Raw genomic sequence first — 10,814 nt, 5'->3', positions numbered from 1 at the left:
GCAGAAATTTGTTTCGGCGTCGGAACGCCTCAACAATTTTTGTTGACGTTTTGCTGTTCAGTTTTCAAGGTTCATGTTGTGCGTCCTGTAAAAGCGACTTCTCTAATTTATCATCGCTTCTTGGAAGAGTCAAGCGTTTTTTATTATTGCGAAAAACTGTTTCTGTCCAAGCGACGTGTATTATCATAATATGTTTTGCCCTCATGTGTCAACGGTTATTATTAAAAAACTTTTCTTCTGGGCTGAAGCCATTCTTCCTGCCGCTGCCTTCTTCCTGCTCCTCCCAAACACTCTAAGGAAGAAAAAAGAACAAGCCGGTCTTAAAGCCGGCCTGCTCCTTAGGAATATTTTTGTTTCAGCTCTCCACATAATAATATCGATGGAAGATTTCATCACTTTTCGTTTTGACATTTTCTACAGAAATTAAATCTTTTTCAATCAGGAATTCGATGAGCACTTCAAGATTGGAAGAATAATTTCTCAGCTCTTCTTGTTCATGCAGCTCCTGGATCGTCCAACGATCTTTCTGCTCCATTACTTCCCGGATATGCTGCGCGCCATCCCGGGTACGGGAATGAATCAGAAACTCGCTCGCCAAAAATAAAAGTTCGAGGCGCTTCTCCAGCGCTTCATCGCTCAACACCAATTCTTCATACAGTTTATAGATAGCCGGTTCCATTTGCTTCACTTGCGCCCAGACTGTCACTTCAGGCGGCAGCCCGTTCTCCAATACGGCCAGCCGCGCAAGGTGATGGAGTGATTCAACTATATGGTGATAGGCATCTAAATAATGTTTTCCTTCGAAGAAGACTTTGCCTTCCAGATACCGGCGGATCAATTTCGAGAATTCCATCCCCATTTTGATTTTCCTGCCATAGAACGGATAATCCTTCAATTCTGTTTTCAGGTTGGCCATGAATTCATTCCGGTCGTAGACAATGCGCCCGTGGAACAGCCAATCGACAATTTTTCGGTTGGTTCCAAGCAGGAGCCATTTTTTTAATTGCTTCTCTGTCACAATATGCATCGCCGCTTTTTTATCCAAGTAAGTATAATGTTTCGTGTAAACAGAAGTCTCATTTTCTTTTGTAATGATCAACAAGATTGAATCGAATGTATCGGTGATCGGGCTAACCTTCTCCCGTTTTTCCACCAGCACCACTCCGAGTGTACTTTCCTGGCTGGCGCGTTCTTGATAGATCGGTCTTAAAATTTGTTCCATCTATTTTCAGCTCCTTGCAAATCTATCTACCTTCTGCAGCAATTTTTAAACGTTTCTCCGCTTCTTTCTTTGAAAGTCGTGGAGGAATTCCTACCGATGCTTTTCTCTATTTCGACATATTTCCTGCCTATTCCTCCTTAAGGGAATCATTATCACTTTTTTCTGCCGGTTGTGATATAGTATGATGGATGCAAGGAGGAAAGAGCGAATGAAACCTTATAAAAATAAAATCAATCGTATTCGTACATTTGCCTTGGCGTTGATCTTCATCGGCATCGTCATCATGTATGTTGGAATATATTTTAGAAATCAACCGGTCGTCATGGTCGTCTTCATGCTCCTTGGCGTCGTGGCTATCATCGGAAGCACCGGCGTTTACGCGTGGATTGGCTTGTTGTCGATGAAGACCGTGCCTGTGCAATGCCCGAACTGCGGGCGCCATACAAAAATGCTCGGCCGCGTCGACATGTGCATGCACTGCCGTGAACCTTTGACGATGGACCCTGCTCTTGAAGGAAAAGAGTTTGACACAGCCTATAACAAAAAAAATTCCTGAATCATTAGCTTCCAAAAAGAAACCCGTCGGCCTATTTATGCCGACGGGTTTCTTTTGTCTGTAAAAATAAAAAAGGACATGGAGTCCATGTCCTTTCCTTATTGAGCTTGGGCAGTCTTGCTGAGACATTCCTGGCAAGTGCCGTAAATCTCCAAGCGGTGATAGTCCACTTGGAATCCGGTGACATGTGAAGCCAGTTGTTCTACTTCATCAAGCCCAGGATAATGGAAGTCGACAATCTTGCCGCAATCGTTGCAAATAACGTGATAATGATCGTGTGTCACAAAATCGAAGCGGCTGGAAGAATCTCCATAGGTCAATTCCTTGACCAGCCCCGCCCCTTTGAACACACGCAAATTATTATATACAGTTGCTACACTCATATTCGGAAAAGTTCGTTCAAGCGCGCGATAAATGTCATCCGCTGTCGGGTGTGTCGTTGAATGAATCATGAACTCCAGAATTGCATGACGCTGCGGAGTGATTCGGACACCTGTTGACTTCAGAGCCTCTAGCGCGTCTTTTAATTGTACTTCAGACATCGCTGTGCACCTCACTTCTACATATTCTTACATTGTAATCGTTATAATTAGTGTACCTAAGAATATGCCGTGGTGTCAAGAAATCACTATATCGCCTGCTTCCATTGCCCCATTCTTACTGTTCGTGCAAGGTTTTTTCCTGGCTGCCCAAGCGCATATTGATCAACCGTGCCGCAACAAAAAGGAAATCCGACAGCCGGTTCAAGTATGCGATGACATTCGGCGATACCCCTTCTCCGATGCTGATGGCCCGGCGTTCTGCCCGTCTGACCACGGTGCGTGCAACGTGCAAGCCTGCGCCCGCCGGATGCCCGCCCGGAAGGATGAAGTTGGTAAGCGCCGGCACTTCGTCATCGAAACGGTCTATCCATTGTTCCAGTTTGGTAATATCGGCTTCGGCCAATTGCCATTTCACTTCTTTGCCTTTAGGCGTAGCCAATTCGGCACCCACATGGAACAGCGTGGTCTGGATTTCATGGAAAACCTTTCCGAGCTCTTCTTTCTCGTCAAAAAATTCCGATGCCAGGTGGCTGATGGCAAATCCGATGGCCGAGTTCGCTTCATCACACGTGCCATAAGCTTCTACAAGTGCATCGTTTTTGGCTACGCGCGTTCCGTATACGAGCGAAGTCGTGCCTTTGTCGCCCGTCTTTGTGTAAATCTTCATCATCAATACCCCTTTTCAAGACTTACCAGATTTGTCGGTTCGCTTTCTTCGTCCAGCCATTTCCGTAAATTCGGAATAAAAACTTCCAAAGCCCGTTCGACATATTTGCCGGAATGGCTCGATGCATGCGGGGAAATTACAACATTACCCATATCCCAGAACGGGTGCTCAGGCGGCAGCGGCTCGGTATTGAACACATCCAGCACTGCCGCGCCGATTTCCCCATTTTCCATCGCTTCGACAAGCACCTCATCTTCGAAAAGGTCGCCTCTTCCAAAGTTCATGAATATCGCATCTTTTTTCATGGCTTGGAAATGCTCCTTCTTTAAAAGATGCTTGGTTTCATTCGTACTCGGCAGAACGGAAATGACAGCATCCGCTTCCGGCAAGGTATCGAGGATCTGGTCGAACCGCACCATCTTTTCCATATGCTCCGCTTGCTTGCCGGAACGGTTGCAGCCGATGGTATGTACCCCGAACGCTTGAAGCAAGCGGCCGATTTCAGAGCCGATTGCCCCGGGGCCAAGAATCAGCGCTGTCGATCCGTACAATTCCCTGGATCCGGTTTTGCGGTTCCATTGTTTTTCACGCTGCTTCTCATAGATGAATGGCAGTGACCGCTTCAATGCGAGCAGATGGGCCAGCACCGATTCCGTCATCGGCGTTTTGTGGATGCCCTTCACGTTCGACACAATAATCCCCCGCTCTGCGATGGCAGCGTGCGGCATTTTTTCAATGCCCGCGCTCGCCACCATGATCCATTTCAATTTCTCCGCTGATTCAATGTCTGCCGCAGCCAAATCTTCTCCGTAAGTCACAAGGATATCCGCGCTTGGCAATCGCATTTTGTCTTTGTATGCAAAGTGGAAATGCACCTCGGGAAATTGCTCGATCAGGTGTTTTTGCTGATGCTCTTTTGGAATAAACGTAAACAATACTTCCATCGTCTTTCTCCCCTTTTAGCGGCTTGTAATGGTTTTCAGGGTTTCGAGCACTTCCTGGATGTGGTTTTCGACTTTCACTTTCCGCCATTCTTTGACGATGGTGCCCGTCGGATCAATCAGGAATGTAGAGCGTTCGATGCCCATGAATTCTTTTCCGTACATTTTCTTTTGCACCCATACGCCGTACGCCTCTGAAACAGTGTGGTCTGCGTCCACCAGCAATGAAAACGGAAGGCCGTGCTTTTCAATGAATTTCACATGCTGCTTTTCGTCATCGGCACTGACCCCTAGGATCACCGCATTCAGTTCCGAAAAATCTTTCTCGGCATCCCGGAAATCACATGCTTGGGTCGTACAGCCTGGAGTCATATCTTTCGGATAAAAGTACAGCACCACATATTTCTTGCCGGCAAAATCCTTTAGCGAAACCATCTCGCCTGCTTCATTTTTCATTGAGAAATCTGGTGCTTCTAGCCCTTCTAACGTCGTCATCTCCATCACTCCTTTTCTTATTCTTATCGTACCTAACCTGGTCGGTAGTTTCAATTTCTTTGGCGTTCGGCATTGATTTTGTCTACAATAGGAAGAAGATCAACTAGGGAGGCATTCATTCATGAACCATTCTGTATCCGAACAGCTGCACGAAGAAGCGCTGCAGCACATCGTCGGGGGCGTCAACAGCCCGTCCCGCTCATATAAAGCAGTCGGCGGCGGCTCGCCGGTCGTCATGGAACGCGCAAAAGGCGCCTATTTCTGGGACGTCGACGGCAATAAATACATAGACTATCTGGCAGCTTACGGGCCGATCATCACCGGGCATGCACATCCGCATATTACACAGGCCATCACCCATGCGTCAGAAACCGGCCTGCTTTACGGGACACCTACACGGCACGAAATCACCTTTGCCAAAATGCTGAAGGAAGCAATGCCGAAGATGGATAAAGTAAGATTCGTCAACAGCGGCACCGAAGCCGTCATGACGACGATCCGCGTATCGCGCGCCTATACCGGCCGCACGAAAATCATGAAATTCGCCGGATGCTACCATGGCCACTCCGATTTGGTGCTCGTCGCTGCAGGTTCGGGCCCGGCAACTTTGGGCACCCCTGACTCTGCAGGCGTACCGAAATCGATTGCCGAAGAAGTCATAACGATCCCTTTCAATGACCCGGCAGCTTATGCCGAAGCAATGGAGCGCTGGGGATCGGAAATTGCCTGCATTTTAGTGGAACCGATCGTCGGGAACTTCGGTATCGTTGAACCGGAACCCGGCTTCCTGGAAGAAGTCCACCGCATTGCCCGCGAAAAAGGGGCATTGATTGTCTATGACGAAGTCATCACTGCTTTCCGATTCCATTATGGCGGCGCACAAGACCTGCTCGGCTTGCAGCCTGATTTGACAGCGCTCGGAAAGATCATTGGCGGCGGCTTGCCGATTGGTGCATACGGCGGCAAAAAAGAGATCATGGATACGGTCGCTCCCCTTGGCCCCGCTTACCAGGCAGGGACAATGGCCGGCAACCCGGCATCCATCCAGGCCGGCATCGCCTGTCTGGAGATCCTCCGCCAGGATGGCGTCTATGAAAAGATGGACGCTCTAGGCCGCCAATTGGAAGAAGGCATCTTGAAAGCAGCAGAAGAACACGGAGTTACCATTACCGTCAATCGCCTCAAAGGGGCATTGACGATTTATTTCACCGACCAGAAAGTCCGGAATTATGAACAGGCGGAAGCTACAGACGGTGAAGTATTCGGCCGCTTCTTTAAATTGATGCTCGAAGGAGGCATCAATCTCGCCCCTTCAAAATACGAAGCCTGGTTCTTGACCACGGAACATACCGAGGAAGATGTCAAAGCATCGATCGAAGCGGTAAGAAACGCATTCAGCCAGCTGTAATAAAATGCCGCAATTTCAAAGAAAGGAGTGCATGAGTTCATGAAATTAGGTGCGCGCATATTCAAGACCGGTATAGCTGTTTCATTCGCATTGTTTCTAGCGAACTTACTGCAGCTCCCTTCGCCGGTTTTCGCAGGAATTGCGGCGATTTTCGCCATCCAGCCATCCATTTACCGTTCTTATCTGACTGTACTCGATCAGATTTACGGGAACTTGATTGGTGCCGGCATCGCGGTCGTTTTTGTTTTGACACTCGGCTCCAACTACCTCACCATCGGACTGGCCGCCGTACTGGCGATTATCATCATGCTGAAACTGAAGCTCGAAAGCACGGTGGCTTTGACCTTGGTGACTATTATTGCCATCATGGAATCGCACGAACCCGACTTCCTGGCATTTGCATCGCTGCGGTTCGGCACCATCCTCCTCGGCATCCTGGCATCTTTTGTGGTCAATTTGATTTTCCTTCCGCCGAAGTACGAGACACGCTTGTTCAGTTCCATCCATGAGGTGAGCGAAGAAGTCATCCGATGGATCCGCGTCTCCATTCAGCATGCCACGGCGCATACGGCACTGAAAGAAGATATTGACCGCTTGAGCGACAAATTGGATAAAGTGGACCAATGGTATTCTTTCTATAAGGATGAGCGCAGCTACACGAAAAAACAGCAATATACAAAAGCACGGAAACTTGTGCTGTACCGCCAAATGATTATGACGACCAAGAAAAGCCTGGAAGTCCTGAAGCGGCTCCACCGCTTTGAAAATGAGCTGACCGAACTGCCGGAACATTTCCATCTGATGGTCCAGGAGCGGCTTGAAAGCCTTGCCGGCTATCACGAACAGCTTTACATGAAATACGTCGGCAAGATGCGGCCGGAACATAGTGAAACATTCGCTGCCGATGCTGCTGAAAAGCGCCAGGAAATGATGGCGGTTTTCGTAAAAGAGATCAATATAGCCCATGAACAAGCTGCGAGCGAATTCGCCATTTATCATTTGATGCACGTCTTGTCTGCCATAGTCGATTACGAAGAACAGCTTGAACACCTGGACTTGCTGATCATCTCTTACCACAACTTTCATTCGGACGAAATTGCATCCGACATCGAAAAAGCCATTTAAAAAAAGGGGCTGTCCTAAAAGGGCCGCTGTCCATTGCGGCGGACGCTTTCCGCGGGCTCGCGCCGAACTAACTCGGACTCGCGTCCGAGTGGATTTCGGCACTTCGCTGTCCCGCTGGAGTCGCCGTCTCCATTCCCAGCAGTCATTTATAGCAAATAGAAAAGACCGGAGGAGAAAAAGCATTGCTTTTTCTCCTCCGGTCTTTAGTTTGGCGCTTTTTAGACAGCCCCATTTTTTCGTTATGACTTCATGCGTGGATCAAGTGCATCGCGCAAGCCGTCGCCCATCAAGTTGAACCCGAGAACCGTCAACATAATGGCAATACCCGGGAAAATCATCGTCCAAGGTGCATTGGTCAAATACGACCTTGAATCAGCCAGCATCTTGCCCCATTCCGGCGAAGGCGCCTGCGCCCCCAATCCAAGAAAGCCGAGAGCGGCCGCTTCGATAATAGCTGTTGCAATAGCCAGCGTCCCTTGAACAATAACTGGCGCCATCGAATTTGGCAATATGTGGGAAAATAAAATTCGATTATCTTTCATGCCGATCGCTTTTGCCGACATGATGTATTCATCTTCTTTAATGCTCAGCACTTTCGAGCGGATAAGCCGTCCGAAATTCGGCACGTTGATGATGGCAATCGCAATCAAGGCATTCCGCAGCGACGGCCCAAGGACCGAGACAACTGCAATCGCCAGCAATATGCTCGGGAATGCCAACATGATATCGAAAATGCGCGAAATGATTGTATCCACCCATTTGCCGTAATAACCTGCCAGGATGCCCAAGATGCTTCCGACGACAACCGACCCGACGACTGCCAGAAATCCGACCCAAAGGGAAATACGTGCGCCGTAAACAATCCGCGATAAGATATCCCGTCCAAAATCATCCGTCCCCATCCAATGATCGGCGGAAGGAGGCATAAGGCGCTGAGATAAATTCTGTTCATTGATGCCTTGCGGTGTAAGCAGCGGGCCGAAAATCGCCAGCAGGATGAAAAAAATGACAATCCCCATTCCGACAACGGCTACCTTGCTTTTCCGGAATCCCCGCCACGCTTCTTTCCACGGGCCGGCGACCTGCTGCAATTCTGCATCATTCTTGCCTGCAACTGTATTAGCCATTACGCTCTTCCTCCTTCCTTAATCATATTTAATCCTTGGATCCACGAGGCCGTAGATCAAGTCGACGAATAGATTGATCATGACAAAAATGAATGCCACGATCAAAATGCCGGATTGAATAACCGGATAATCCCGGAAGCCGATCGCTTCGTAAATATAGCGCCCGATGCCCGGCCAGCCGAAAATCGTTTCCGTCAAAATCGCGCCGCCCAAAAGCAGTCCCATTTGAAGTCCGATAATTGTCAGCACCGGAATGATGGCGTTTTTAAGTGCATGCTTGTAGACCACCCAGAACATTTTCAACCCTTTGGCGCGTGCAGTCCGGACATAATCGGAACGCATCACTTCAAGCATGCTTGAACGCGTCATACGGGCAATGATGGCCATCGGAATGGTTGCGAGTGCAGTGCCCGGCAACACCAAGTGCTTGAGGACTGTCGCCAATTGATCGAATTGGCCAGTCAGGATCGTATCCAGAATATAGAAGTTTGTGATGGAATCGACCGGATCTCGGACATTTTCACGTCCAGTAGTCGGCAAGATGCCCAACTCGATTGAAAAGATCCACTGGTTCATCAAACCCAGCCAGAAAATCGGCATGGATACGCCGATCAATGCAATGATCATCGCCAGGTAATCAAACCATGAATTCTGGAACCAAGCCGAGATGATCCCGGCGTTGATGCCGATGACGACCGCAATAATCATCGCAAATACGGATAATTCAATTGTTGCAGCCAAATATGGCCACACTTCGTCCATGACCGGTGTCCGTGTCCGGAGCGACTGCCCCAGATCCCCTGTTACCAGCCCCTTTAAATAATCGAAATACTGGATATACCAGGGATTATCCAATCCCAATGTAGTCCTAAGCGCTTTGATTGCCTCTTCGGATGCTTGCTGGCCCAAAATGACTTGTGCCGGATCTCCCGGAATTGCCCGGATGATCAGAAAGACGATGAACGTCATTCCCAGCAATACTGGAATCAATTGAAGCAAGCGCCGCCCTATATAGTGAAGCATCTTCTTCACCTCTCCATCTCTTGCATTATGTATTCTTAAGGAAAAAAAGAGGAGAAATCAGTATGACCTCTCCTCCTGAAATGCCTACTCTAAATCTACAGACGCCAATTTATCCGATCCGGTTGGATGCGCTTTGAAGTCGATTACATTCTTGCCGCCAGCCAATAAAGGCGTGGAGTGGGCAAGAGGGACCCAAGGTGCATCAGCATGGATAAGTTCTTGTGCCTGTTTGTAAAGGTCGTTGCGTGTATTTTCGTCTACTTCTGTTTGCGCTTTGATCAATAGGTCATGCAGTTCCTGGTTTTCATAGTATGTGTAGTTGTTTGAACCGATATTGTCCTGGTCAAGCAATACATACAGGAAGTTATCCGCATCGCCGTTATCGCCTGTCCATCCAAGCAAGAAAGCATCCGCTTCCCCGTTAGCAGCTTTTTCAAGGTAAGTTGCCCACTCGAATGAAACAATCTTCGCTGTTACGCCGACATCCGCCAAGTTTTTCTGAATTGCTTCAGCTACTTTTTGGCCATCCGGCATATAAGGGCGTGGAACCGGCATTGCGTAAAGTTCCATTTCGAAGCCGTCTGGAAGTCCTGCTTCAGCCAATAGCTGCTTCGCTTTCTCCGGATCGTATTCGTATCCTTCAATGTCATCGTTATAGCCGCTGATTACAGGTGGCATCGGGTTTTTCGCCACTTCTCCGCGTCCTTGGAAGAATGCATCCACAATCGCTTGCTTATCGATTGCATGGTTCATCGCCTGGCGCACTTTTGGATCGTCGAACGGTTCACGCGTCGTAGTCAACCCAAGGTAGCCTACGTTCATAGATGGGCGTTCAAACAATTGAAGGTTTTCATCGCCTTCCACCGTTTCCGCATCTGAAGGCGTAATGCCGTCAGCCAAATCGATTTCGCCTGACAATAATGCATTCAAACGAGCAGAGTTGTCCGGAATTGAACGGAAGATAACCTGATCAAGCTTCGGTTCGCCTTCAACATAGTAATCCGGATTTTTTTCGATTGTGATCGAGTCATTGCGTTTCCATTCTACGAACTTGAATGGACCTGTTCCGACTGGCGCATCGCCGAACTTGTCGCCGGCAGATTCAAATGCAGTCGGAGAAGCAATTCCGAATGAGCTCATCGCCAAGTTTTTCAAGAAAGGCGCCTGAGGGCGTTTCAGCTTGAATTCAACTTCGTAATCGCCAGTAGCTGTCACTGACTCGATTACGTGGCCTTCTTCATCACCGAAACCGCCGAACATTGAACCGTAGTACGGGAACTGGTCAGCGTCGCCGCCTGCCCAGCGTTCAAAGTTCGCCACAACAGCTTCAGCATTGAAATCTGTGCCGTCATGGAATTTCACGCCTTCTTCCAGCGTAAATGTGTAAGTCAAACCATCTTCAGCAGCTGTCCATTCAGAAGCCAGGCCAGGATGGATTTCTGTGTCCTGTTCACCGAAATTCACCAATGTATCAAAGATGTTCTTGGTGACTTTGTATGATTCACCGTCAGTTACTGCGATCGGATCCAATGATACCGAGTCGCCTCCGCGCCCAAAGATCAATACTTTAGGATCTCCAGATTCCCCCGACTCCCCGTTGTCTCCTCCGTCGCCTTCTGAAGCATTATCGGAACTGCAGCCGAACAAAGCTGTAGATACCAATAAAAGCATCAAAAACGCCAGCGATAAGAACTTTTTCTTTCTCAAA

General features: G+C 48.5%; 11 protein-coding genes. 3 read left to right on the top strand and 8 right to left on the bottom strand.

The genetic code is table 11. The features are described 5' to 3' along the window. Positions 1-355: 355 nt before the first annotated feature. Positions 356-1,222, bottom strand: a complete 867-nt coding sequence (locus ACFSDB_RS17380; RefSeq protein WP_204893805.1) for a nucleotidyltransferase-like protein — start codon at positions 1,220-1,222, stop codon at positions 356-358. A 208-nt stretch (positions 1,223-1,430) separates the two neighbouring features. Here ACFSDB_RS17380 and ACFSDB_RS17375 point away from each other — a divergent pair, with 208 nt between their 5' ends. After that, the gene (locus tag ACFSDB_RS17375; RefSeq protein WP_204893804.1) at positions 1,431-1,778 is read left to right on the top strand and encodes a YgzB family protein; all 348 of its coding nucleotides are present in this window, start codon (positions 1,431-1,433) and stop codon (positions 1,776-1,778) included. 98 nt (positions 1,779-1,876) lie between these two features. Here ACFSDB_RS17375 and perR read toward each other — a convergent pair whose 3' ends face one another. The 4 genes from perR to bcp all read right to left on the bottom strand — a co-directional run bounded on the left by perR (position 1,877) and on the right by bcp (position 4,423). Beyond that, the gene (gene perR, locus ACFSDB_RS17370; RefSeq protein WP_204893803.1) at positions 1,877-2,320 is read right to left on the bottom strand and encodes a peroxide-responsive transcriptional repressor PerR; all 444 of its coding nucleotides are present in this window, start codon (positions 2,318-2,320) and stop codon (positions 1,877-1,879) included. Between the two features lie 115 nt (positions 2,321-2,435). Further along, complete coding sequence (locus ACFSDB_RS17365; RefSeq protein ID WP_204893802.1) at positions 2,436-2,987, bottom strand: cob(I)yrinic acid a,c-diamide adenosyltransferase; 552 nt, start codon at positions 2,985-2,987, stop codon at positions 2,436-2,438. Positions 2,988-2,989: 2 nt separating this feature from the next. Then, a complete protein-coding gene (locus ACFSDB_RS17360) occupies positions 2,990-3,931 on the bottom strand; it encodes a D-2-hydroxyacid dehydrogenase (RefSeq protein ID WP_204893801.1) in 942 nt (313 codons plus the stop codon). Between the two features lie 15 nt (positions 3,932-3,946). Beyond that, complete coding sequence (gene bcp, locus ACFSDB_RS17355) at positions 3,947-4,423, bottom strand: thioredoxin-dependent thiol peroxidase (protein WP_204893800.1); 477 nt, start codon at positions 4,421-4,423, stop codon at positions 3,947-3,949. A gap of 121 nt (positions 4,424-4,544) precedes the next feature. Between bcp and ACFSDB_RS17350 the strand changes: the two genes are divergently transcribed. Together ACFSDB_RS17350 and ACFSDB_RS17345 are read left to right on the top strand one after the other, a co-directional pair. Beyond that, positions 4,545-5,831, top strand: a complete 1,287-nt coding sequence (locus ACFSDB_RS17350; protein ID WP_204893799.1) for a glutamate-1-semialdehyde 2,1-aminomutase — start codon at positions 4,545-4,547, stop codon at positions 5,829-5,831. 39 nt (positions 5,832-5,870) lie between these two features. Then, complete coding sequence (locus ACFSDB_RS17345) at positions 5,871-6,956, top strand: FUSC family protein (protein ID WP_204893798.1); 1,086 nt, start codon at positions 5,871-5,873, stop codon at positions 6,954-6,956. A gap of 239 nt (positions 6,957-7,195) precedes the next feature. Here ACFSDB_RS17345 and nikC read toward each other — a convergent pair whose 3' ends face one another. The 3 genes from nikC to ACFSDB_RS17330 all read right to left on the bottom strand — a co-directional run bounded on the left by nikC (position 7,196) and on the right by ACFSDB_RS17330 (position 10,813). After that, positions 7,196-8,083, bottom strand: coding sequence for a nickel transporter permease (gene nikC / locus ACFSDB_RS17340; RefSeq protein WP_204893797.1), 888 nt, complete (start codon positions 8,081-8,083; stop codon positions 7,196-7,198). Positions 8,084-8,101: 18 nt separating this feature from the next. Beyond that, positions 8,102-9,106, bottom strand: a complete 1,005-nt coding sequence (locus ACFSDB_RS17335) for an ABC transporter permease (RefSeq protein ID WP_204893796.1) — start codon at positions 9,104-9,106, stop codon at positions 8,102-8,104. A gap of 84 nt (positions 9,107-9,190) precedes the next feature. Continuing rightward, positions 9,191-10,813: an ABC transporter substrate-binding protein gene (locus ACFSDB_RS17330; protein ID WP_204893795.1), complete on the bottom strand. Its 1,623-nt coding sequence runs from the start codon at positions 10,811-10,813 to the stop codon at positions 9,191-9,193. Position 10,814: the final 1 nt, after the last annotated feature.

It is taken from the genome of Planococcus chinensis (assembly GCF_042681545.1).
Taxonomy (GTDB): domain Bacteria; phylum Bacillota; class Bacilli; order Bacillales_A; family Planococcaceae; genus Planococcus; species Planococcus chinensis.
The sequence above is the reverse complement of the archived record's forward strand: the minus strand, read 5'-3'. Positions and strand labels throughout refer to the sequence as shown.

Bases quoted from the DNA above. Each gene is read 5' to 3' on its own strand.
- ACFSDB_RS17365 (WP_204893802.1), bottom strand. From the start codon at position 2,987: ATGAAGATTTACACAAAGACGGGCGACAAAGGCACGACTTCGCTCGTA.
- ACFSDB_RS17335 (WP_204893796.1), bottom strand. From the start codon at position 9,106: ATGCTTCACTATATAGGGCGGCGCTTGCTTCAATTGATTCCAGTATTG.
- perR (WP_204893803.1), bottom strand. From the start codon at position 2,320: ATGTCTGAAGTACAATTAAAAGACGCGCTAGAGGCTCTGAAGTCAACA.
- bcp (WP_204893800.1), bottom strand. From the start codon at position 4,423: ATGACGACGTTAGAAGGGCTAGAAGCACCAGATTTCTCAATGAAAAAT.
- ACFSDB_RS17350 (WP_204893799.1), top strand. From the start codon at position 4,545: ATGAACCATTCTGTATCCGAACAGCTGCACGAAGAAGCGCTGCAGCAC.
- ACFSDB_RS17345 (WP_204893798.1), top strand. From the start codon at position 5,871: ATGAAATTAGGTGCGCGCATATTCAAGACCGGTATAGCTGTTTCATTC.
- nikC (WP_204893797.1), bottom strand. From the start codon at position 8,083: ATGGCTAATACAGTTGCAGGCAAGAATGATGCAGAATTGCAGCAGGTC.
- ACFSDB_RS17375 (WP_204893804.1), top strand. From the start codon at position 1,431: ATGAAACCTTATAAAAATAAAATCAATCGTATTCGTACATTTGCCTTG.
- ACFSDB_RS17380 (WP_204893805.1), bottom strand. From the start codon at position 1,222: ATGGAACAAATTTTAAGACCGATCTATCAAGAACGCGCCAGCCAGGAA.
- ACFSDB_RS17360 (WP_204893801.1), bottom strand. From the start codon at position 3,931: ATGGAAGTATTGTTTACGTTTATTCCAAAAGAGCATCAGCAAAAACAC.